We start from the raw sequence: 22,562 nt of genomic DNA, 5'->3' as shown, positions 1-22,562 counted from the left end.
TTCCGCGCCCTTGACAATCAATCCCTTATGCCGTCATCGCCACAGCTATGATGTAAGGTCATATTGTGCATGTTCCGATTGGCTTCAATTTGCAGAGGTCTTAACAAGGCGCGCAAGTCCTTGTGCCTGAACATACTGTTCATTGTTTCGTGCCTAGTGGAGCTCATCAGGCAAAATTATCTCCCAATCAGTTGACCAAACGGCCTTGGGCCGCTGAACGGAGACCTGAAACATGTCCGCAACTTCCCGAACCATCCTGAAGATCAATGCTTCTGCCCGCAAGGACGGGTCGGTCACACGCCATCTGTCCGATGAGCTTGTCTCGCGGCTGCTGAAGCAGGAACCCGCTTTAGAGGTTCTCACACGCGACGTTTCCGGCGGGTTGCCGTTTCTGGACGGGGAGTGGGTCGGCGCGAACTTCACGCCTGCCGAGAACCGGTCACCTGCACAAAAGTTGAAGCTGGCCCTGTCCGACACACTGGTCGGTGAGTTGAAGGCAGCCGATACGATCGTCTTCGGTGTGCCGGTCTATAATTTTGGGTTCCTGCAAGCCTGAAGGCATGGGTGGATCTGGTCGGCCGCGCCGGTCTGACCTTTCGTTATACGGAAAACGGTCCCGTCGGACTTCTTGAAGGTAAGAAGGCCTATGTCCTGCTCGCATCCGGTGGCACGAGGATCGGGTCGGAGATCGATTTCGCCTCAAGCTACATCAAGCATTTCCTCGGCTTCATCGGCATCACCGATGTCACCGTGATTGCGGCAGATCAACTCATGATTGAGGGTGACAAGACCGGTCAGGCTCTCGCTGAAATCGAAAAGGCTGTCGCCGCATAGCCGGTGATTGTATAATCTGCAGACAGAAAAGCCGCGCTTGCACCATTTTTGCAGCGCGGCTTTTCTATTTTAACTCTTTGACGGCAACCTTTTGTCCCAACACTGGTTTGCCGTCATGTTTTCTTCACTTGAGCGGCTCTTTCCGGTCAAAACACGCCGAAAACGATCCCTGCCAAGAATCCAAATGCGACCAGAAAGGCGATGAAATTCAGGTTTCGCGCCGCGGTCATATTGGCCTCCCAATCGTTTTGTTGACCGACCGAGTGTACGAAAGACGCAGAGGCATGCGAAGCGAAAAAGATGCTGCGCCGCACTCACATGCGGAACGTTTTCCTATCTTCCCGGCGTTTTCCGCAAATTTTCAGAGGCTTACCGATTGCCGTTAAATTTGCGAAATGTCGGTCTGCGGGTGGTTTGGATGTGGCGCAACTGTGACGGTTGGCTGGAATTGAGGCGTCTTGCCGATAAAATAAAACGCCTCACCTAAGGTTGTAATACCAGCCGCCAAAGGACGGTGCCGTCTTTACCTCAGCTCGCTGCGCGCTGCAGTTTTGCCGTCATGAGGGCTGCGCCGATCAGGAAACTGCCGCCGACGCGATTGATGATCTTGATCATGGCCGGACTGCGCAAGCGCGCGCCAAGAGCGCTTGCGGCCAGAGCATAGACAGCCGCGTTGAGGACCCCCAGGACGACAAAAGTTGCGCCTAGAAGAAATAGCTGCGGCACGATGGCGGCATCCGGTGCGATGAACAGCGGCAGAAACGCCATGAAGAAGACAATGCCCTTCGGATTAAGGGCTGTCACCACAAATGCATTGAGAAAAATCGTCTTGGCCGGAGTATCCGGCATGGCAGACGGCTCCAGAGCGTTTGCTCTTGCGCGCCACATCTTGAGGCCCAGCCAGAGAAGATAGGCCGCGCCAATCCACTTCAGGATGGTGAAGGCGAGCGCCGAGGTTGCAAGGATCGCTCCCAGCCCCATCAGCGAGACCGTTGCCGCCAGTGCATCACCAAGCCCGACACCCAGAACGCTTGCCGTTGCCGATTTGCGGCCTTGCGACAGGGCATAGCTTACCACGAGCATGATGGTCGGACCCGGAATGGCCAGCACAATCAGTGTCGCCACAACGTAGGCTGAATAAAGTTCGAGGGTCATGTTGAGGATGCCTGTCCTTGCCAGTGTTTTGTCATGTTTGAGTGAAAGCCTGAGTCGCATGATTGTTTATCAGCTCGGCACGGGCAATGACATGGCGGTTTCTTTCAAGATGGTCTCATGCGCCAGAATATGATCCTTCGGCTCCTTGCAGCCGGGTTGATATGGGTCTCCGGGCCGGTGATGGCTCAACCGGTTCCGGTGCCCGTTTCCAAACCCTCGCAAGAGGCCGATCAAAAGAATTTGCCCGATGACCGAACGCGCTTGGCACCTGTTCCAAAGCCGGATCCTGTGCCACAACCTGCCGCCAGACAAGAACCGTTCCCGCTGGTGCATTGCGATCTCGATGCCGCCACGGTCCGGGAGATCGGCGCTATCGAAGGCAAAGGCGGATGCGGAATTGAAAATCCGGTCTTGCTTCAGTCGGTTGCAACGGACCGGGCTCCCGTCAGCTTCCGGACAGAGGTCAAGGTTTCCTGTGCCTTTGCGCAAAGGCTGTTGCCCTGGATCAGCACAGACATGCAGGTCCTGGCGCAAAAGCATCTGAAGACTGCGATAACAGTGCTGTCCACCGGGCCGGGATATGTTTGCGCCGCCGGAACAATCGACCGGATGGCAAACTTTCCGAACATGCCCTTGGCACGGCCCTGGACATCACCACATCTCAGGGCGCCGACGGGCGCCAGATCAGTGTGGAGAAGCATTGGGGCACGCGTTCACCGGAGGGGAAATTCCTGTTGTCGCTTCACAAGGCAGCCTGCAAACGCTTCACCACGGTTCTGGGGCCGGACGCGGACCCCAACCACCGCTCCCATTTTCATGTCGACACAGGCTGTCACGGCCGCGATTGCAGCTATCTTATTTGCCAGTAGAGCTTTTTTGGAATCCGGTCTTGCAAAGGACGCCTTGGCTTGATCCACTCCGGTGAGCTGCAGACCCCATGACAGAGGCCTAAATGGAGCAATTTGCGACGGCGGTTGACGCCGCACTTTCCCTTCGTCCGGACCAACCGGTTTACTGTTTTCGCCCGCATGTGCTCAAGGAGGACGCGCTTGCTTTCAAGAAACTGTTTCCCGGGAAAACGGCCTATGCGGTCAAGGCCAATGGCGAACCGATTGTCCTGAACACGCTGGCCAAGGCCGGGATTGACTGTTTCGATGTGGCATCGCCCGCCGAATTCGCGGCAGTGCGCAAGGCCGCACCGGGTGCTGAAATGCTCTATATGCATCCGATCAAGGCGCAGTCGGACATTCGTCTGGCGCTGGAGACCTATGGCATTCGCACGCTCTCCCTGGATCATGAGGATGAAGTCGCCAAGATCCTGCGCATCGTGCGTGCGCTCGATATCGATCCCGGCACGATCTCCCTTTTTGTCCGGATCGCCACCAAGGGGCATGCCGCCTACGAGTTGTCGAAAAAATTCGGCGCAGCTCCCGGCCATGCGGTCGAGCTGTTGCAACGCATTCACCGGATCGGCTTCAAGTGCGGCCTGTGTTTCCACGTCGGCAGCCAGGTCGAGGAGGCTGAAACCTATGAACGCGCGCTCGCTTCGGCGGACTGGATCCGTGCCCGTGCCGGAGTGCCGCTCGTCGAACTGGACATAGGCGGCGGATTTCCGGCAGTCTACGGTCACGACCCGCGCCGGAAGGTTCCCGATATGCCGACGCTTCCCGACCTGATGGGGCAGGTTGGGCGCGACATCAAGGATTGGGGATTTGACGATCTGCCGCTGGTCGCGGAGCCGGGGCGGGTGATCGTTGCGCGCTGCTTTTCCCTGATTGTGCGCGTGCTCCTGAAAAAGGGAAAGCGGCTTTACATCAATGACGGCATCTGGGCGTCGCTCTCCGACAGCTGGACCGGCAAGATCACGCTGCCCGCCCGGTTCATTCCCGACCCCGCCCGCAAGACCCGGTCCGGCAAGGCAGACAGAATTGTACCTTTCAAGGTCTGCGGGGCGACCTGCGACAGTGTCGACATCCTGTCCCGGCCGTTTTGGCTGCCCGAAACCATTGATACCGGAGACTGGATCGAAATCGGCCATATCGGCGCCTACAGCCTGTCCCTGAGAACCCATTTCAACGGGTTTTATCCGGACAGGATGATCGAGGTGGCAACGCCGTTTGATGAGGGCAAGGAGCCGGAGGGCTTTGCCTCGATCGAAACCATGGCCGACTGAGCATCCGCCGGCAGCACAAGCACAAAAAGAAGCCCGGCGTGCAGGCCGGGCTTTGCTAGTTGCGCGGTCTGAGTTCCGGGCAGGTGGCCAGTTTGGCTGGCCTCTTGCCCGCTAACCCATGCGTGGGAGGTTATTGGCAGAAGCGTTGCACGCCGCGATAGGTCGTATACGTGCCGGTGTTGGGATTGAACGAGCGGTATTTGGACGAGCAGTACTGGTACCAGGCCGGGCTCCAGGGCTGATAGCCGGCAGGACCCTGTACGTAGCCCGGAGCAGGGGCCGGGGCCGGCGGGTAATAGGCGGTTGCCGGCGGCGCGGCGTAGGCGGGCTTGCTTGCGGCACCGGCAATGATTGCACCGGCGGCAAGGCCGATCACGCCGGCTGCAACGGCAGCGCCGACATCGTTGTTTTTCCGTTTGTTGTGGTGCTTGTTGTGCCTGCGGTGCTTGTTGGGCTTGTGCGGGCCCTCGTAATAGTACCAGCCTTCCCGCGGGCCGTCACGCGGACCGGCCTCGGCGGCTTGCACGGCCGGGAGCAACAGGGCGCCGCTCAAGGCGACTGCGAAAATGCGCTTCATGGTCGGTGTCATCTGTCAAACTCTCCACTGGACCTTCGTCCGAATTTCCTGTTCGAAGCGGCGCGCTGATCGCCCGTCCTTCGTTGATGAGACCAATATGGCGGAGGACGGCTGAACGGGTTCTGAGATCGCCGTTCATCTGGCGTTCAGGCTTGTGGCGCTTTTCAGGCAGGCCCGGACTGCGCTATCAAGGCGGGGCGGGGAGAGACGCATACTCCGTCTAAGCGTTTGGGTATGCGATATGACTGGCGCCGGGCGCGCGCTTTCAAGACACGGGAAAGACACGCATGTCTTCTGAAACCGGGGCATCAGGCCCCAAAAAGGACGTTCTTCGCGCTACCGACGATACGGCCCGGCGGCAGGCCAGGGGCCTGATCCGTTCAGCCCGCTTCGGGGCGCTGGCCGCCCTTGAAGCGGCAACCGGCCATCCGCTTGCCAGCCGCGTGGCGGTTGCGACCGATCTCGACGGCACACCCGTGATCCTGGCGTCGACCCTGTCCGGGCACACGTCCGCAATCATGGCGGACAGCCGCTGTTCCATCCTGCTCGGCGAACCGGGCAAGGGCGATCCGCTGGCCCATCCGCGCATCACGGTTTTTGCAAGGGCAAACCGGACAGAACGGGAAACGGAAGACCACACACGTATTCGCCGCCGGTATCTTGCCCGCCATCCCAAGGCGTCCCTTTATGCCGATTTCGGGGATTTTTCCTTTTTTCGTCTCGAGATCGACCGCGCCAGCCTCAATGCCGGGTTCGGAAAGGCGTTCGAGCTGGAACGGTCAGACCTTCTGGCCGTACTTGATGACATGCCCGGTTTTGCAGCCTTCGAGGAAGGTGCGGTTGCGCATATGAATGAAGACCATGCGGACGCGGTCCGTCTCTATGCCGAAGTTCTGGGAGGTGGTGGCCCGGCCGGCTGGCGGCTTGCGACACTTGATCCGGAAGGTATCGATCTGACGGCCGGAGATGCGGTCGTCAGGGTGTGGTTTGATACACCGGCTCTCAACCCCGGGGACTTGCGGAGCGTGTTGGTGAAGCTTGCGACAAAGGCGCGTGCGGCCCGGGCCTGAAGTCGAGATCAGGGCGGCAGCTGTCAGGCTCTCACCCAGGCTTCGGGATCGTCGAAGCCGTCACCGGCAAAGAAACGGGTTTCGGCATCGGTGAACACGGAAAACACCCGGCGGGCCAGATCCATCCAGGCTTCATCCCCGACAATGGCGACCCTTGTCGGGGCGCGCCGGTGTTCGCGGACAAGCGACAGATGTGAGGTGAGGGCGCCAAGTCCTTGCCATCCGTCGAACTCGCGCAGGTCCAGAAGCAACCGGATATGGCCGTACTTGGCAATCAGCGCATCCAGATCGCCGGTGGCATTGTCATAGGCGCCCGGTTCCAGCTTGCCGATCAGTTTCACGTGCACGACCCCGTCACCTTCATCATCGACATGAATGGTGCCAAGCGACTCAAACAGCCAGCGCCGGGCATCGTCATGCGCGTCGAGGTCGAAACAGCGGATCGGGCAAGGCATCGCGAATGAGACGCCCTTTACAACCATCTTGACCCAGTCAACGTCTGAAACGACTGCACACCGTTCAAAACCCGACCAGTGGCGCAGGCCCAGTTTTGTGTCGTCCCAGGCGGCACTGAACGTGTAGCCCTCGAATCCGGGGCCGAACTGGACCAGCACCCTGATTCGGTCATGGGTTTCCAGAGCCCTTTCGATCTCCGGTGTCAGAACGGTCTCGTAGTCGGCATCGGTGACTTTGCCGGTGACTTTGAATTCCAGCATGCCGTCCGGTGTGTCCGGAATGAGTTTTATCATGGCTGAATACTCCCTGGAGCTCCTTGCGACCCTAGGTAAGCATTGGTCGTGCCCAGACCTATAAGGGAAAAACCAGACCGGGCCGGATCTGTTGACGCACAAGCAAACGTGTCAGGCGGCGCGGATTGAGATAAGGAAATCGTCCAGTTGGCTCTGCATCTTACTGGTATGTGTCGACAGGGTGTCGATCGATTCGAGCACTTCGCTCAGCCGGGCGGAGGATTGTTCGGCAGCCGAGTTCACTTCCGATATGTTTTGGGAAATCTCGCGGCTGCCCGTTGCCACCTCGGCGGCATTTCTTGCAATCTCCGATGTAACGGCGTTTTGTTGCTCTACGGCGGATGCGATCCCCGCAATCTGGCTGTCGATCTCCGAAATCGCCTTGATCACTTGCAGCATGGCCTCCGATGACAGGGTGGCGTCTTTCTTCATGGCGCCGATTTGCGCGCCGATGTGATCGGTTGCCCCGCCGGTTTGTTCCGCAAGCGCCTTGACCTCGGAGGCGACCACTGCAAAGCCCTTTCCGGCCTCTCCAGCACGGGCCGCCTCAATGGTTGCGTTGAGTGCCAGAAGGTTGGTCTGGCTCGCGATATCGCTGATCAGTTTCAAGACATTATTGATCTCACTGGTCGAAGTGCTGAGGTTCTCAATGGTCGTGCTCGATGCCTTGGCCTGCTGCGAGGTGATTTCGGAAGACGTATTTGCCGCTGAAACCTGCCGGCTGATTTCCTGGATGGAGGCAGCAAGTTGTTCCGATGCCGAGGCGACAGTCTGGACCGCAGCCGATGCTTGCTCCGCGGCTGCCGCCACCGTTCCGGAGCGTTGACTGGTTTGACGGGTGTTCTGGGCGAGAATGCTTGCAGCTTCCCCAAGCGTGTTGACCACATCCGCAATGCCGTCAGAGGCTGTTTTGACAGTGCGTTCCAGTTCATCCGCCAACCGCAGGGTTGCTTCCCGTTTTTCCTCGCTGGTGCGACGCTCTTCCTCACGCGCCTGTTCCTGCAATCTCTGCATTTCCAGAGTGTTGCTTCGGAAAGTCTCATAGGCGGCAGCGACCTGGCCGATTTCGTCTGTGGAAATGATCGACAGTGTAACACCGGTGTTGCCTGATGCCAGCTCCTTGAGGGCGTGGGTCAAATCACGCAGCGGGAGTGCAATCTTGTATCGCGAGAAAAGGAAAGAAATCGTCAGGCCGAGGAAGAATGCGGCAACGGAAATGGCGATGAGCTGAAGCAGTGCGGCTTCCTCGTGCGCTTTCGCTTTTTGCGCAGCGGATAGGGTGAACTGCTCAAGCTCGTGTGTAAGTGCGATCAACTCGGTGTCGAGCTTTTCCTGCTCGGCTTCAATCCCGCTGGCCAGGGCCGATGCTTCGTCTGTCTGTCCGGCTTCAATCCGGCCGACGACCTCGGCTATATGGCCCGAATAGGTTGCATATTCCTGTTCGATCTGGGTGAGTTGGCCGAGCACGGACCGGAATTCGGTCGCTTCTTCCTCGTTTGCGGCGCGTGCAAGCGTTGTTCTGGCCAAGGCCTCGCCTTCACGAAGTTCCTGCTCCACCTGAGCGCCCAAGGACTTGAGGCGGCTGATCACGTCGGTCAAGGTTTCCCCGTGACGGGTTCCATTGATGTTTGCCAGACGAAGCAAGCGCTCTACGAGTATGGCCTGTTCCAGCTGATGATTTGTCACCTGCGTTACTGTTTCGGTCAGCGGAAGGTCTTTTTCGGCAATCGATGTCAATTCTTCCCCGATGGATTGCATCTGGACAATGCCGACGGCTGCAACAAGGGCGGTGGCAAGGCTCAAGCCGGCTACCATGACCATGAGTTTTCCGGAGATCGACAATCCTTTTTGAGATGAAGCTGTTTTCAACATCAGGTGTCTCCAGTGACGGAGTGTAGAAAATGAAGTTTAGGAGCAGGTTGCTCCCGGAGAATTTAAAAGAAAGATGCCCAAGTTTTGGGTGAGAAGGTTATTATTGGCTTAATTCGCGCAATTTTCAAAACAATATTTGCGATAATTATTTAGACTGCTTTACAATAGCGAAAATCGCAATTAAAATCATGTAATATAATTATTTGTATTGGTTATATTTCAGATAATTACTATTATTTTCTATTTGGAGTGAGTTTGGTTTCGAATTGAGAAGAGAACATGCCGAATGGCTTTCTGTTGTTATGCACATGACATGTCATCCCGGGACCAGTTCGCATTGAACACAAATCACTCGCCATCTAGAGATGTGGCGTGGGGTCTTTTTGAGGGGGCATGCGGATTCGGTTTTTGGGATTGGCGGCTTGCTTGTTCCTGCTTGCATTTTGGGCCGGCTCTTTTCCGCTCATGCGCGGTCTGAGCAAGACACTGCGCTCGAAATTGCGCTCCAGGCCTGGCTCCCGGACAACGATGAAGTTGCCATGCCTTTGCTGCATCAGTTGGCCGAACAAGGAAACGTGGGCGCGCGCCTGTTCCTTGGCCGTCTGGCAGACACCGGTCGAAAAACTGGTTTCTTCCGACCGGTATTTTGCAAGTGCACGGTATCAGGCCGATATCTTGAGGCTGGCGTATATCGGGTTGGGATGGGTTGAGCGGAAGAGTTGGTACAACACGCCAGACTCAGACTCAGACCCGGACGCAGACGGAACCGTGGACCAGTGCATTGCGGACAAGGTGCTGCCTTGTCCGCGCCTTTGAATTGATCCGCAGCCGGGTTTACGCGGCACCCCAGCCACCTGCGGTGGGCGTGATCACCGTGACGGCTTCACCTGCTTCCAGAACCGTTTGATCACAGCCCTCAAGGACGTCCGTGGAGCCATCAAGGCGGCGGACTTCCGTGCGCCCTACCGAACCGTCCGCGCCCCCCGCCATGCCCTTGGGCGTGACTTTCCGGTGCGAACCCAGAATTGCGCAGTCCATCCTTTCCAGAAACCGCAGGGTGCGCTTTGTGCCGTCGCCTGCCTGCCACTTGCCCGTACCGCCCGAGCCTTTGCGGATATGAAAATCCTCCAGAAGGATCGGGAAACGGAACTCCAGCACTTCCGGGTCGGTCAGGCGCGAGTTGGTCATGTGGGTATGCACCCCGTCCGTGCCGTTGAACCCGGGTCCTGCCGGTGAGCCGGAACAGATCGTCTCGTAATACTGGTAGGTCTCGTTGCCGAAGGTCAGGTTGTTCATCGACCCTTGCGCGTTTGCCATGCCGCCAAGCGCGGCAAACAGCGCGTTGGTGACATGCTGCGAGGTTTCCACGTTTCCGGCAACGACCGCCGCCGGATAGGACGGCCGCAACATGCAACCGTCGGGAATGATGATGTTGATCGGTTTCAGGCAGCCGGCATTCATCGGAATGTCGCCTTCCACCATCACCCGGAAGCAATAAAGGACCGCTGCCCGGGTGACCGGTTCGGGGGCGTTGAAATTGTTCGGGCTGACCGGAGACGTGCCGGTGAAATCGACAGTCGCCTCGCGCTTGTCCTTGTCGACCGTGATCTTCACCTTGATCAGGGAGCCCTGGTCGGTCGGGTATGCGTACTCGCTATCTTTCAGCGCCTCGATCACCCGGCGCACGCTTTCTTCCGCATTGTCCTGCACATGGCCCATATAGGCCTGGACGACATCCAGACCGAAATGGCCGACCATCTTGCGCAGTTCCTGAATGCCCTTTTCGTTGGCGGCGATCTGGGCGGACAGATCGGCGACATTCTGATGCGGATTGCGGGCCGGGTAGGGGTGATCGGTCAGGACCCTGACCAGCTCTTCTTCGCGGAACCGGCCCTGATCGACGATCTTGAAGTTGTCGAACAGAACCCCTTCCTCGTCCACATTTGTGGCGCGCGGGGTCATGGAACCGGGAGCCGAGCCGCCAACATCCGCATGGTGCCCGCGGGACGCGGCCCAGAACAGGATGTCCTTGCCGTCATCGTCGAAGACCGGCGAGACGACGGTGATGTCGGGAAGATGCGTGCCGCCGTTGTAGGGTGCGTTCAGGGCAAAGACATCGCCCGGTTTGATCTTGCCTTCGTTCAGCTTGATGACGGTCTCGACCGACCGGTCCATCGAGCCCAGATGCACCGGCATGTGTGGCGCATTGGCGACCAGAGCCCCGTCGGCGTTGAAGACGGCGCAGGAAAAATCGAGCCGTTCCTTGATATTGACCGAGTAGGCCGTGTTCTGGAGGGTCACGCCCATCTGTTCGGCGATCGACATGAACAGGTTGTTGAACACTTCAAGCATCACCGGATCGGCATGTGTGCCTATGGCGTCCGTGCGCTTCAGCTCGACGATGCGGTTCAGGATCACATGGTCCTTGGCGTTGATTTCCGCCTGCCAGCCGTCCTCGACCACAATGGTGGCATGGGGTTCGATGATCAGGGCGGGGCCGGTCACCTTCATGCCCGGGCGCAAAGCTTCACGCTTGAAGATGTTGGCGGTGTGCCAGGTTCCGTCCGAGAACATGTCCGTCGTCTTGGCGGCTTCGGCCTCGATCCGGATCAGGGTGCGGTTTTGTTCCGAAAGTCCGGCCCCGCCGCCGAAGGTTTCGACCTCCAGCGCCTCGACCACCATCGGTTTGCTTTCATAGGCGAAGCCGAATTGCTTGCGGTGGGCGTCTTCGAATGCGGTACGCATCTCCGTGACATCACCCAAAGCGACCGGCAAGGGCGTGTCGGTGCCGTCATAGCGCAAATGCGCCGTGGCTTTTGTCGAGCGATCCTTTGCGTCGATGCCCTGTTTTTCAAGTTCGGCCTCGGTGACCGCGGCGAGTTCGTCCCGCAAGGCGGCAAGTTCCGGCATCAGGGTCTCGTCCAGCGTCTTGACCACGGCCTTCTGGCGGTCGGCGCGGATATCGGCAAGGCCCATGCCATAGGCGGACAGGATGCCGGAGAAGGGATGCAGGATCACGGTTTTCATGCCGAGACTGTCCGCCACCCGGCAACCGGCCTGACCACCCGCACCACCAAAGCAGGTCAGGGCATATTCGGTGACATCATAGCCGCGCTGAACCGAGATCTTCTTGATCGCATTGGCCATGTTTTCGACCGCAATCCTAAGAAAGCCGTCAGCCACTTCTTCCGGGCTGCGGCCGTCGCCGATCTCTGCTGCGAGCTGTTCGAATTTCCCGCGCACGACATCGCCGTCAAGCGGCTCGTCCCGGTTGGGGCCGAAGATCTTCGGGAAGAATTCCGGGGCGAGTTTCCCGGTCATCAGGTTGGCGTCGGTCACGGTCAGCGGGCCGCCCCGGCGGTAACAGGCCGGTCCCGGGTTGGCACCGGCGGAATCCGGGCCAACCTGAAAGCGTCCGTCCTTGTAATGCAGGATCGAGCCGCCCCCCGCTGCAACCGTGTGGATCATCATCATCGGTGCGCGCATGCGCACGCCCGCGACTTCGGTTTCGAAAGCACGCTCGTATTCACCATCGAAATGGCACACATCGGTGGAAGTGCCGCCCATGTCGAAACCGATGATCTGGCCGAAACCTGCCATTTTGGAGGTCTGCACCGCACCGACGACACCGCCTGCCGGGCCGGACAGGATCGCATCCTTGCCCTGAAACAGATTGGCTGCCGTCAGTCCGCCGGAGGACTGCATGAACATCAGGCGCGGGCCTTCGCCGAGTTCCCCCTCGACCTGTTCGACATAGCGGCGCAGGATCGGCGAGAGGTAGGCATCGACCACTGTGGTGTCGCCCCGGCCGACCAGTTTCATGAGTGGCGACACTTCGTGCGAGACCGAAATCTGCGGAAAGCCGATCTCTTCCGCAATGGCCTTGAGGGCCTGTTCATGAGCCGGAAAGGCATAGGCATGCATCAAGACGATGGCGATGGAACGGATGCCGTCCTCGTAGGCTGCCTGCATCTTGTTACGGGCATCATCGGCATCAAGCGCGGTTTCAAGCGTACCGTCGGCGCGCACGCGCTCGGAGATTTCATGCACGGCTTCATAGAGCAATTCCGGCTTGATGATCTCCTTGGCGAAGATGTCGGGCCGCGCCTGATAGCCGATTTCAAGCCCGTCGCGGAACCCCCTGGTGATGAACAGCGCCGTCCGCTCGCCCTTGCGCTCCAGAAGCGCATTGGTGGCGACCGTGGTGCCCATCTTGACGGTGGCAATCTCGTCCGCCGGGATCGGCGCGCCGTTTGCCACACCCATCAGCTCCCGGATGCCCTGGATGGCGGCATCGCGGTAGGCTTCCGGGTTTTCCGACAGGACCTTGTGCGGATGAATGGTTCCGTCCGGTGCCCGGCCGACGATGTCTGTAAAGGTGCCGCCCCGGTCGACCCAGAAATCCCACTTCGCCGTCATGATGCCTGTCCTTGCGTTTCCATTTCAACATTTACAAATTTTATATATGCAAAATGTTGGTAAATTGTCGATGAAAAGTTTTGAAGCTGCCTGAAGGACAAATCTGCCCACCGGCTTTTGCCTGGAAGAGCCTTCCGGCAGGTTCATATCTGAAGATGGGTTATCTCGTGAAATGTTCAAAACGCGCTGATGTAGCACAAGCTGAATGCATTGATTCGCAATGGCAAAAGCATCACGAATTGCACTTTTTTAACCGTGAAAGAATATATGGCCATAGTGTAGTTATTGGTCCGGATGCCCATGTGTTCGTCAAGAAAACGCGTTTTGCGGGAACAGGCGAAACGACCTGCGGGTCGAGCTTGAAGGATGAGCAGCATGCAGGACACCGGTACAGGACGGCGCCAGCTTGTTGCGGGGGCTGCCGGTAACACTCTGGAATGGTATGATTTTGCGGTCTATGCCTATCTCGTTCCCGTCATCGCCGACCAGTTTTTTCCCAGCAAAGACCCTATCGCCAACCTCTTGAGTGCATTTGGTGTGTTTGCCGTTGGGTATCTGATGCGGCCGATTGGCGGCTGGCTGCTCGGCCATGTGGCCGATCTGGCGGGCCGGCGGATTGCGATGATCTATTCGATCCTGCTGATGGCTGTCACAACCGTTTTGATCGGCTTGCTCCCGAATTACGACAGCATCGGGTTCTGGGCGCCTCTGGCCCTGATTGTGCTCAGGCTTGGTCAGGGCCTTGCCGTGGGCGGGGAACTGCCATCCTCGGCCGTTTTCCTGTACGAAAACGTGCCGCCCAGGAACCGGGCGTTCGGGACCGGATTGGTCATTGCCGGTGCTGTCTTTGGCATGTTGCTGGGCTCTGCCAGCATTGCAGTTGTGAGCTGGTTCGTGACAGCGCAGGAGATGGCTCTTTGGGGGTGGCGGATTCCGTTTCTCATGGGAGTTCTGCTGGCCGTTGTCTGCTTGTTTTTAAGAGCTGGTCTTGAGGAAAAGGGCGGGCAGGGGAAAAACAGGCATGCCGGGCACGAGCGCCCTGTCCCGATCAAGGCCGTGTTCTTGCACCACAAAAAGGGACTGCTGATTGTTCTGGCATGCAATTGCCTCATCAGTGTCACTTTCTACATGGTGGCGGTCTTCATAAACACCTATCTGGTTCATTTCGTGGGGCAATCGACGGAGGCTGCATCCACAATCAATACAGTGTCACTCGGCATCTTCATTGTTCTTGTTCTGGTGTTCGCACGTGTGGCGGATGCAATTGGCCGGAAACGGGTCTTGCTGTTTGGGGCTGGCGCACAGTTGCTGCTGGCAATCCCGATTTTTCTTCTTCTCTCCCAGCCGGTGTTTTGGGGGCAGCTTGCCGGACAAGTCGGTCTTGCCGCCATTGCAGCCTCTCAACTGGCATCGAGCATTCCCGTCTTGATCAGCCAGTTTCCGAAGTCAGACCGTGTCACGGGGTTCTCGCTTGGGTACACGATTCCTGCTGGTGTCTTCGGCGGAACGGTTCCCTTGCTCATGACCTATTTCATGAGCTTGACAGGATGGCAGGCTTTCCCTGCGCTCTACTTGATGCTTCTTGCCGTGATTGTTTTACCCATCATGTTCGTGATGCCGGACAAGTCATTTGAAAAGGGCATCTGAGCCAGCTGCTACATGTTTTCGCCAATCGGTGAAAAATTGATGTTTGCGATATATTGAAATTATATCAATAAAATATTGATATATTGAAAGTTTGACGATAGCGTTATCTCTGGTTCCGTTCAGCTTCCTTCCGCAAATGCTGGTTGGTGAGTTTGAATGGACGGAAAACGAGGACAAAGTCCCACTTCCAAGAGGAGAACGTCATGCTGCAGTCACGCCGTTTTAAAAAAGCTGGTAGCGGATTTGCCATTGCCGCCGTGTTCACGTTTGCAAGCCTCGCGTCTGCTGGGGCCCAGACCAAGTGGGACATGCCCACGCCATATGGTGACAGCAATTTTCATACCCAGAACATCGCAGAATTCGCACAAGATGTGAGTGCCGGAACGGACGGCTCGTTGACCATTCAGGTTCATTCGGCGGGCTCGCTGTTCAAGCATCCGGAAATAAAGAACTCGGTCCGCAAGGGGCTTGCGCCGATCGGGGAAGTGTTGATCTCGCGCCTGTCCAATGAGGATCCGGTTTTCGGTGTCGACTCGGTTCCATTTATGGCGGATTCCTATGATGCTGCATGGGATCTTTACCAGGCCTCGAAACCGGCGCTGCAGGAAAAACTGGGCGAACAGGGTTTGCAATTGCTTTATGCCGTGCCTTGGCCGCCACAGGGCATCTACGCCAAGCAGGATATTGACAGCATCGATGATCTGAGGGGCCTGAAGATGCGGGCGTACAATGCTTCTACCGAACGTCTGGTGCAACTCGCCGGTGCTGTTCCGACACAGGTCGAAGTGCCGGACCTGCCAACCGCCTTCTCTACGGGCCGTGTGGAAGCCATGATCACGTCGCCATCCACGGGGGCCAATTCCAAGGCCTGGGACTTCCTGACACATTATTACGACACGCAGGCCTGGTTGCCGAAGAACATGGTCATCGTGAACAAGCGTGCGTTCGACCGTCTGAGCGATGCAGAAAAGGCTGCGATTTTGGAAGCCGCCGGAGCGGCCGAAACCCGGGGCTGGGAGGCTTCAAAGGCAGAAACGGCTGCAAAAACGAAGGTTCTTATCGATAACGGCATCAAGGTGTCCGCACCGTCCGATGTGCTTCAGGGTTCGCTCCGGGAAATCGGCGCCGCCATGGTTGGCGAGTGGCAGGAGAGTGCCGGCGATGATGGCGCTGCAATTGTCGAGGCCTACCAGAACTGAATTCCGGTGGCTGCAGCCGGCGGGACCCTTCCGCCGGCCTTGTTTTTTCTTCTTGCTTGTGAGGTTGGCCGATGCGTTTGGCCCTCGACACCCTTTACCGCGTGGCCACGGGATTGGCGGCCGCCTGCCTCGTCGCGATCGCATTGCTTGTTGTTGCTCAGGTTGGTGGCCGGCTGATCGATGGCGCCCGGTCCATGCTCGGTTTCGAACCGCTCGGACTTCTGGTGCCTTCGCTTGCCGAAATCGCAGGCTTTCTATTGGTGGGCGCGTCTTTTCTGGCTCTTGGCGGCACCTTGCGCCGGGGCGATCATATTCGGGTTTCGATTGTCCTTCACGTGGTCCCGAATTGGCTAGCCAGACTGCTTGACATCTGGAGCATTGCAGTTGCGCTCGGGCTTGCCGGTTTTTTCACCTGGCATGCAGCCATGCTTGCCCGCGACAGCTGGATTTATGACGAAGTCTCCTTCGGCATCGTCCCGATCCCTCTCGTTATTCCGCAGGCCGTTATGACCTTTGGTCTTGGTGTGTTTGCCGTCGCGCTTCTTGATGACCTCATTGGCGCATTGACCGCAAGAGGGCCCAGTTTCAATCCGGCAAGCCACGCAGATGATCCGATCGAGGGGACGGAATGATGGACCTGTCTCTTGTTTCGTTTTTACTCGGCCTAGGTTTGTTGGCGGCCCTTGCCACCGGTATCTGGGTGGCCGTCGCCCTGTTTTCTGTTGCTCTAGCCGCCATGATGTTTCTGGTATCCGCGCCTGCGGGTCCGGTGATGGCGACGACCGTCTGGGGGGCTGCCAATTCCTGGGACCTCACCGCATTGCCGATGTTCATCTGGATGGGGGAGATCCTGTTCCGCTCGCGCTTGTCGGAGGACATGTTCGCCGGGTTGTCGCCCTGGATGCGCAATCTGCCGGGGCGGTTGCTTCATGTGAACATCCTCGGCTGCGGGATCTTTGCCGCCGTTTCCGGATCCTCGGCGGCCACTACAGCCACCATTGGCCGGATGTCCCTGCCGGAACTGCGCACGCGCGGTTATGATGAACGGATTGCGATCGGCACGCTGGCCGGCTCCGGAACGCTCGGGCTCCTGATCCCGCCTTCTATTATCCTGATCGTTTACGGTGCGGCGACCGAGCAGTCGATCGCCCGCCTGTTCATGGCCGGGGTTCTGCCTGGTGCCATGCTTTGTGTTCTGTTCATGGGTTATGTCGCGGTCTGGGCGTCTCTGAACCGGCCGAAAATGCCGGCATGGGAAGAAACCGTTCCGGTTTGGGAGCGGATCAAAGCGACAAGGCGCCTGTTTCCGGTGATTGCCCTGATCGCGGGTGTCATCGGTTCGATTTACGCCGGGCTGGCCTCTCCGACGGAGGCCGCCGCCATTGGCGTGGTCCTCTCGCTTTTGCTGTCCCAAGTCTCGGGCACCTTGTCACGGCAAAGCTTTGTCGACGCGTTGATGGGCGCAACCCGGACCTCCTGCATGATCGCCTTCATCCTGGCTGGAGCGGCGTTCCTCACCGTTGCGATGGGCTATACCGGGATCCCGCGTGAACTTGCAGGCTGGATTGGTGATATGGGCCTGTCGCCACTGGAATTGCTTGTCGCGTTGACGCTGTTCTTCGTCGTTCTGGGGTGTTTTCTGGATGGAATTTCGGTCGTGGTGCTGACCACTTCCGTGATCTTGCCTATGGTTGAACAGGCTGGCCTCGATCTGATCTGGTTCGGCATTTACCTGGTGCTGGTCGTGGAAATGAGCCAGATCACGCCGCCGGTCGGGTTTAACCTGTTTGTTCTGCAGGGTATGACCGGCCACAATATCTTTAGTGTTGCCCGAATGGCCTTGCCGTTCTTTCTGCTGATGATCCTTGCGGTCGTGTTGATCGTGATGTTCCCGCAGATTGCGCTCTGGCTGCCCAACAACATGATTTGACCCGCATTCCTCAGGATACGCCCATGACCGATACGCCGGAAAAAGATGAAATGTCCGCCGGTTCCGACATCGATATCGGCCCGGTGGTCTCTGCGGCGCATCTTGCGTCCGGCGCGATGCCGGCCTTGTCGGAGGTCGAATTCGCCGTCACCATGATGGTCAATGCCTATCACCGGTGGATGGTTCGCGGCATGGCGGCGGCCGGGTTTGAAGGGTTGGGGCCGCTGGATGTGCTGGTGTTGCACTCAGTCAACCATCGCGGACGTGCCAAAACCCTGTCCGACATCTGCCTTGTACTCAATATCGAGGACACGCATACGGTCACCTATGCGCTCAAGAAGCTCGAAAAGGCCGGTCTGATTGCGTCCGGCAAACGCGGCAAGGAAAAAACCGCCACCATCACCGAATCAGGAGAGGCAGCCTGTCTGGAGTACCGCCGTTTGCGCGAGGCTCTGCTGGTAAAACCGATGAAAACGCTGGGGCTGGATGAAACCGAATTCTCGCGGTTGGCAGCGACTATGCGTCTTGTCTCGGGACACTACGATCAGGCAGCGCGTGCGGCCGCTGCGATGTAATATCAACCGGTGCCTTCGTGAAACGCCCCGATGAGCTGAATTTCGTCACCCGAAGAGCCTCTATTGTCTGTCAAATCAACCCAAATCGCCGAGACCTGCTCTAATCGTGGTGCTGTGATTGACCGTGGGGTTGCTTCCGGCTTCGGAAGGTAAGTCAGCTGTGCATGTCTATTGAAATACCGTTTATTACATTTGATTTAGAAATAATGTTTTGGCGGAGAGTCCTTCCTACCTTCTGTAGGTCTCAGACTTTATGCGCCAACGTGGACGATATCCTCGCAGTGATCCGGCGCAGTGGCGCAGGAGGTCCCAATGCTTCATACTCTGCCGGAAGGCGCAAAACGCGATACCGAAGCACTTGCCCGCTCATACTCCCGCATCCGGAAGTTCCAGAATGACCGCGGCGAACTCTTGCTTCAATGGGCAGCCCCGCAGCCCGGCGAAACCGTTCTGGACCTGGGGTGCGGCACGGGAGATCACCTTGTCGAGCTCTGCAACCGGGTCGGGACGTCGGGCAGGGTGATCGGGGCCGACCCGGATGGCATGCGCACGCAGGTGGCGAAGCATCTGGCGGAAGAACACGGTGCCGCCGTTGTTTTCGTTGAAGCCCCCGCAACCGAATTGGACGAGATTGAAGCCGCTCAAGTCGACCTGGTCTTTTCAAATCACGTCCTCCACTGGGTTCTTGACTTGCCCCGGATGCTGTCCGAGCAAGCGCGGCTGTTGAAGCCCGGAGGCCGGTTTGTCTTCGAGTGCATGGGCAAGCCGATTGAGGAGGTCGATGCGATGATGCGGCTGATGCCGCGGTTTGAAGATCTCCGGCAAGAGCTCTCCTTCATGGAGGATTATCAATGGCGGACCGAGATCGAAGCGGCCGGACTTGTGGTCGAAGTCCTTGAGTGGACAACACTTGACCTCAGTTTTCCTGATCTTGATGCAGGGCTGGCCTGGTTCAGTGCATCATCGCAAGGGGCTTTTGTTCCCGAGCAATTGACTAAGCCCGAGCGCAAACGTCTCGAGATGCGTTTTCCGGACGTGGTGACTCTGCCGATTGTGTGCCTGAGGGCGGTATTGCGAAAGCCGATAGCGTGACTGCGGTCAACCCGGGTCCCGAGCTGGGCTGGCTTCACAGTCGTGTTTTCGGGGCGGTTCTTCCGGTCCTTATTCCAAGGAGCTTTCTGTTTCATGTCTCCTGAAACGCCACGGGGCGCGATGCGCGACACGGAAGAGCTGGCGCGATCCTATTCCCTTGCGCGCCGGTTTCAGCACGCGCGTGGTGTCGAGCTGATCCAACTGGCCGCCCCGCAATCCGGTGAGACCGTCCTTGATCTCGGCTGCGGGACGGGCGACTTTCTTCCTGCGTTCAAGGCCCGGGTGGGAGAGGCGGGAGAGGTGATCGCGGCCGACCCGGACACGGCCCGCTTGGAAATTGCGCGCGAGGTGATGGAAACGCAAGGATTGGACATCCGCCTGATGGCAGCCTCTGCGGCAGACCTAAAAGGTGTTGCAAGTAACAGCGTCGACCTCGTCTTTTCAAATTATGTGCTGCATTGGGTGCTCGACACTTCGGGCATGCTGGCTGAAGTCGTGCGTGTGTTGCGTCCCGGTGGACGGTTCGTGTTTGAATGCGTCGGCGACTTGGTTGACGGTGGCGTCACCGACTTAATGAAATTCATGCCCGATTACGACAGCTTCTATGCGGAGCACAGGTTTTTGACGACCGGCCAATGGCTGGTCGAGTTCACCCGGGCAGGACTGCGCGCGGACCGGTTTGAGTGGCTGGATCTGGTCCTCGACTTTGCCGATCTGGACACTGCATTCGACTGGATGAAAGCGACATCCCATGGCGCCTTTTCCTCCGAGATGCTGAGTGGCGCTCAAATGGACGCCGTGCGGACAAAATATCCGGGGCCGGTCGCGTTTCCCTTTACCGGCCTTCTGGCTGTGCTGACGAAGTAGTCGTGTCGTAGTTTTAAGAATCGATGCGCGGGGAAGGTAGCATGGACCCATTTTTCAGCGGACCCCGGGATTTATCAGGTGGTTTCTGGAAGCGTGTGGACAGGCTCAGACAGCAATTGGCGCAGCACCGCGACTGATTGAAAAAAAACGTCATCGGGGTGCAATCAATTCGAACAGGAAAAGACCTGATGGCATATCCAATTCCCGAAGCGGAGAATTCTGCGGAAGCGGCATTTTCGAAATCCTACTCCTCAATGGGCACATTTCAAAAGCATCGCGGCAGGCTTTTGCTGGAACGTGTTGAGGTCGCGGACGGGGCAACCGTACTGGATCTGGGATGCGGTACGGGAGCAATGATCCGGGATCTGCAAAAGGCCGTTGGTGCGTCCGGACGTGTTATCGGTATCGATCCCGATGCTTGGCGGCTACAGCTGGCAAGGGCGGGAATTGATCAGGAAGCCGCAGCCGTTCGGTTTATTGAAGCCGTTGCAACAGACCTCAGGGGTGTTGCTGATGAGACCGTGGATCTGGTTTTTTCAAACTACGTCCTCCACTGGGTACTCGATATTCCTGCCATGTTGGCGGAGCTTTTCCGGGTATTGCGACCGGGAGGTCAGTTTGTTTGCAAGTGTGTGGGAGATCCGATCCCCGAAACTGTCGAGATGTTTTCACTCGTGCCGGGCGGTGCGAAGGTGGCATCGGAACGGACATTCCTGACCGATGCCCAATGGCGTCATCATTTTACCAATTCAGGACTTTCGCTCGAATGGATCGACAGAGTGGCTGCCCTGGTCGATTTTCCGGACCTCAATACGGCATTCAGCTGGTTGGCCTCATCGTCCAACGGCGGATTTGATCCTGCGAAACTGGACACTGCAGACAGACAGTGGCTTGAAGCCAAATATGCCGCTCAGGTGACCTTTTCCATCAATGAGGTCGAATTCCTGCTCACGAAACCGGCAGGTATCAATCAGCGGCCCTGACCCATGATCGGGCAAAGGCGGCATATCGGTTTTCCGTACGGCAGGCCGTGGCTTGCATCAATCGGGCTCGGTGCAAGCCGTACCTTACCGCCGGCTACTGGATTTGTCGCATCGGCGGCTGTATTTTTCAGGCCGTTTTGCAGCACCGGGCAAATTGCTCGGACACCGTATCACCTTGCGAAGCTGTCTTGAGGCAACGAGCCTGAAAACGGTGGCCGGCCCGTCGAGGGATCAGGGTGTCTGGAACTGGAGGTTTTCTGCTCATGTCTTCTGTAAAGCCGCGAGGGGCCCTGCGCGATACCGACGAGCTGGCCGGCGCATATGCCAGAATCCGCGGTTTCCAGAACGAACGATGTATGGAGTTGATTGAACTTGCCTCGCCGCAAAAGAGCGAAACGGTTCTGGACCTGGGGTGTGGCACGGGGGATGCTCTTGTTGCCGTGAAAGAGCGTGTCGGCGGGAGCGGTAGGGTAATCGGGGTGGACCCTGACAAGGCGCGTCTGAAGATAGCAATCAAGCAGAGCAGGCAGTTTGATCTTGACGCCGTCCTGATGGAGGGCAAGGCCGATGATATTGCTGGCGTGGATGACAACAGCGTCGATCTGGTGCTGTCGAACTACGTGCTTCATTGGGTCCTCAACAAACCGGAAATGCTTGCGGAGCAGAAACGCATCCTGCGGCCCGGAGGCCGGTTTGTTTTCGAGTGTGGCGGGGAATTGCTTCAAGGCGGCATCCGCGACTTCTTCGATCTGATCCCGGATCGCGAGAGTTTCTATGCCGAGAACGAGTTTTTAAACGATGCCCAGTGGCGGCAGGTCATCAGGGCGTCGGGTTTTGAAATCGAATTGTTCGAATGGCTGGAGGTGCAGCTTCAGCTCACCGATCTGAGGGCGGCTTTGGAATACTTCGAGGCGATGACGCAAGGCGCTTTTTCTGCTGCGGCTCTCCGCGCGCGAGATGTCGAGCAATTGCAGATCAAGTATCCGGGAGAGGTTGTACTTCCGGTTTCAGCCGTCCGGGCGTTTTTGCGGAAACCCTTGTGAGCCTTGAATGATCGTAGTGAGTTGATGTTCTGAAGGACAACTGCGGTGGCTGCCGCCGGTGCCGGGCGGCCTCCACACCGGGCCCGCTAGCTCCAAGCCGTGACGTCCCCATCCGTTGCTTCCGGTTCCGGAAACAGGTGACAAAGACCTCTGCATATTGCAGCCAGTCTAAACATGCAGAATATGGCCTAACGTCACAGAAGTGGTGATGACATCATAAGGAATTGAGTGTGAAAGGGCGCGGAACGCGCCGCTTCGTGGTCACGGACCCCTGACACTCAATTCCTTATGACAAGGTGGCAAGAACGCGGCATCTCCATCCCGAATTAGATGACATTGGGCAGAATTGGCGCGTTCAGCTGCACAGACCAGCAATA

General features: G+C 57.9%; 16 protein-coding genes and 2 pseudogenes. 13 read left to right on the top strand and 5 right to left on the bottom strand.

Translation table 11 applies throughout. The annotated features are described in order from the left end of the window. The first annotated feature begins 232 nt into the window (after positions 1-232). Positions 233-834: pseudogene (locus tag E1297_RS51275) on the top strand (FMN-dependent NADH-azoreductase). A 528-nt stretch (positions 835-1,362) separates the two neighbouring features. Here E1297_RS51275 and E1297_RS12395 read toward each other — a convergent pair. After that, positions 1,363-1,989 (bottom strand): LysE family translocator, encoded by a 627-nt coding sequence (locus E1297_RS12395; RefSeq protein ID WP_155138510.1) that lies wholly within the window; start codon positions 1,987-1,989, stop codon positions 1,363-1,365. Between the two features lie 117 nt (positions 1,990-2,106). Between E1297_RS12395 and E1297_RS51270 the strand changes: the two are divergent. Together E1297_RS51270 and E1297_RS12380 are read left to right on the top strand one after the other, a co-directional pair. Then, positions 2,107-2,858 (top strand): annotated as a pseudogene (locus E1297_RS51270) (extensin family protein). An 83-nt stretch (positions 2,859-2,941) separates the two neighbouring features. Next, the gene (locus tag E1297_RS12380; protein ID WP_155138499.1) at positions 2,942-4,162 is read left to right on the top strand and encodes an alanine racemase; all 1,221 of its coding nucleotides are present in this window, start codon (positions 2,942-2,944) and stop codon (positions 4,160-4,162) included. A 130-nt stretch (positions 4,163-4,292) separates the two neighbouring features. On the opposite strand, the gene E1297_RS12375 is transcribed toward E1297_RS12380, so the two are convergent. Next, positions 4,293-4,751, bottom strand: coding sequence for a BA14K family protein (locus E1297_RS12375; protein WP_155138498.1), 459 nt, complete (start codon positions 4,749-4,751; stop codon positions 4,293-4,295). Between the two features lie 275 nt (positions 4,752-5,026). On the opposite strand from E1297_RS12375, the gene E1297_RS12370 reads away from it, so the two are divergent. Continuing rightward, positions 5,027-5,809 (top strand): HugZ family protein, encoded by a 783-nt coding sequence (locus E1297_RS12370; protein WP_155138495.1) that lies wholly within the window; start codon positions 5,027-5,029, stop codon positions 5,807-5,809. A 23-nt stretch (positions 5,810-5,832) separates the two neighbouring features. On the opposite strand, the gene E1297_RS12365 is transcribed toward E1297_RS12370, so the two are convergent. The 3 genes from E1297_RS12365 to E1297_RS12350 all read right to left on the bottom strand — a co-directional run bounded on the left by E1297_RS12365 (position 5,833) and on the right by E1297_RS12350 (position 12,849). After that, positions 5,833-6,558, bottom strand: coding sequence for an STAS/SEC14 domain-containing protein (locus tag E1297_RS12365; protein ID WP_155138494.1), 726 nt, complete (start codon positions 6,556-6,558; stop codon positions 5,833-5,835). A 111-nt stretch (positions 6,559-6,669) separates the two neighbouring features. Then, complete coding sequence (locus E1297_RS12360) at positions 6,670-8,430, bottom strand: methyl-accepting chemotaxis protein (RefSeq protein ID WP_155138489.1); 1,761 nt, start codon at positions 8,428-8,430, stop codon at positions 6,670-6,672. Between the two features lie 834 nt (positions 8,431-9,264). Beyond that, positions 9,265-12,849: a hydantoinase B/oxoprolinase family protein gene (locus tag E1297_RS12350; RefSeq protein WP_155138485.1), complete on the bottom strand. Its 3,585-nt coding sequence runs from the start codon at positions 12,847-12,849 to the stop codon at positions 9,265-9,267. A 375-nt stretch (positions 12,850-13,224) separates the two neighbouring features. On the opposite strand from E1297_RS12350, the gene E1297_RS12345 reads away from it, so the two are divergent. The 9 genes from E1297_RS12345 to E1297_RS12305 all read left to right on the top strand — a co-directional run bounded on the left by E1297_RS12345 (position 13,225) and on the right by E1297_RS12305 (position 22,185). Then, positions 13,225-14,496, top strand: coding sequence for an MFS transporter (locus tag E1297_RS12345; protein ID WP_196223290.1), 1,272 nt, complete (start codon positions 13,225-13,227; stop codon positions 14,494-14,496). A gap of 203 nt (positions 14,497-14,699) precedes the next feature. Then, positions 14,700-15,695: a TRAP transporter substrate-binding protein gene (locus E1297_RS12340; RefSeq protein ID WP_155138482.1), complete on the top strand. Its 996-nt coding sequence runs from the start codon at positions 14,700-14,702 to the stop codon at positions 15,693-15,695. Between the two features lie 71 nt (positions 15,696-15,766). Continuing rightward, entirely contained in the window at positions 15,767-16,327 is a 561-nt protein-coding gene (locus E1297_RS12335; RefSeq protein ID WP_155138480.1) for a TRAP transporter small permease, read from the top strand. Further along, positions 16,327-17,625 (top strand): TRAP transporter large permease, encoded by a 1,299-nt coding sequence (locus tag E1297_RS12330; RefSeq protein WP_155138512.1) that lies wholly within the window; start codon positions 16,327-16,329, stop codon positions 17,623-17,625. The genes E1297_RS12335 and E1297_RS12330 overlap by 1 nt, the downstream gene beginning before the upstream one ends. A 23-nt stretch (positions 17,626-17,648) precedes the next feature. Next, on the top strand, positions 17,649-18,200 hold the full coding sequence (locus E1297_RS12325) for a winged helix DNA-binding protein (RefSeq protein WP_155138478.1): 552 nt from the start codon (positions 17,649-17,651) through the stop codon (positions 18,198-18,200). 312 nt (positions 18,201-18,512) lie between these two features. Next, positions 18,513-19,292 (top strand): class I SAM-dependent methyltransferase, encoded by a 780-nt coding sequence (locus tag E1297_RS12320; RefSeq protein ID WP_155138477.1) that lies wholly within the window; start codon positions 18,513-18,515, stop codon positions 19,290-19,292. A gap of 93 nt (positions 19,293-19,385) precedes the next feature. Beyond that, entirely contained in the window at positions 19,386-20,159 is a 774-nt protein-coding gene (locus E1297_RS12315; protein WP_155138475.1) for a class I SAM-dependent methyltransferase, read from the top strand. A 188-nt stretch (positions 20,160-20,347) separates the two neighbouring features. Further along, the gene (locus E1297_RS12310) at positions 20,348-21,142 is read left to right on the top strand and encodes a class I SAM-dependent methyltransferase (protein ID WP_155138473.1); all 795 of its coding nucleotides are present in this window, start codon (positions 20,348-20,350) and stop codon (positions 21,140-21,142) included. Positions 21,143-21,405: 263 nt separating this feature from the next. After that, positions 21,406-22,185 carry a class I SAM-dependent methyltransferase gene (locus E1297_RS12305; RefSeq protein WP_155138471.1) on the top strand — a complete coding sequence of 260 codons (780 nt, stop codon included), beginning with the start codon at positions 21,406-21,408 and terminating at the stop codon, positions 22,183-22,185. Positions 22,186-22,562: the final 377 nt, after the last annotated feature.

The sequence above is a fragment of the Roseibium sp. RKSG952 genome (assembly GCF_009711355.1).
Note: the sequence above shows the minus strand (reverse complement) of the source record. Positions and strands in the feature narration are given on the sequence as shown.

Bases quoted from the DNA above. Each gene is read 5' to 3' on its own strand.
- E1297_RS12395 (WP_155138510.1), bottom strand. From the start codon at position 1,989: ATGACCCTCGAACTTTATTCAGCCTACGTTGTGGCGACACTGATTGTG.
- E1297_RS12380 (WP_155138499.1), top strand. From the start codon at position 2,942: ATGGAGCAATTTGCGACGGCGGTTGACGCCGCACTTTCCCTTCGTCCG.
- E1297_RS12375 (WP_155138498.1), bottom strand. From the start codon at position 4,751: ATGACACCGACCATGAAGCGCATTTTCGCAGTCGCCTTGAGCGGCGCC.
- E1297_RS12370 (WP_155138495.1), top strand. From the start codon at position 5,027: ATGTCTTCTGAAACCGGGGCATCAGGCCCCAAAAAGGACGTTCTTCGC.
- E1297_RS12365 (WP_155138494.1), bottom strand. From the start codon at position 6,558: ATGATAAAACTCATTCCGGACACACCGGACGGCATGCTGGAATTCAAA.
- E1297_RS12360 (WP_155138489.1), bottom strand. From the start codon at position 8,430: ATGTTGAAAACAGCTTCATCTCAAAAAGGATTGTCGATCTCCGGAAAA.
- E1297_RS12350 (WP_155138485.1), bottom strand. From the start codon at position 12,849: ATGACGGCGAAGTGGGATTTCTGGGTCGACCGGGGCGGCACCTTTACA.
- E1297_RS12345 (WP_196223290.1), top strand. From the start codon at position 13,225: ATGCAGGACACCGGTACAGGACGGCGCCAGCTTGTTGCGGGGGCTGCC.
- E1297_RS12340 (WP_155138482.1), top strand. From the start codon at position 14,700: ATGCTGCAGTCACGCCGTTTTAAAAAAGCTGGTAGCGGATTTGCCATT.
- E1297_RS12335 (WP_155138480.1), top strand. From the start codon at position 15,767: ATGCGTTTGGCCCTCGACACCCTTTACCGCGTGGCCACGGGATTGGCG.
- E1297_RS12330 (WP_155138512.1), top strand. From the start codon at position 16,327: ATGGACCTGTCTCTTGTTTCGTTTTTACTCGGCCTAGGTTTGTTGGCG.
- E1297_RS12325 (WP_155138478.1), top strand. From the start codon at position 17,649: ATGACCGATACGCCGGAAAAAGATGAAATGTCCGCCGGTTCCGACATC.
- E1297_RS12320 (WP_155138477.1), top strand. From the start codon at position 18,513: ATGCTTCATACTCTGCCGGAAGGCGCAAAACGCGATACCGAAGCACTT.
- E1297_RS12315 (WP_155138475.1), top strand. From the start codon at position 19,386: ATGTCTCCTGAAACGCCACGGGGCGCGATGCGCGACACGGAAGAGCTG.
- E1297_RS12310 (WP_155138473.1), top strand. From the start codon at position 20,348: ATGGCATATCCAATTCCCGAAGCGGAGAATTCTGCGGAAGCGGCATTT.
- E1297_RS12305 (WP_155138471.1), top strand. From the start codon at position 21,406: ATGTCTTCTGTAAAGCCGCGAGGGGCCCTGCGCGATACCGACGAGCTG.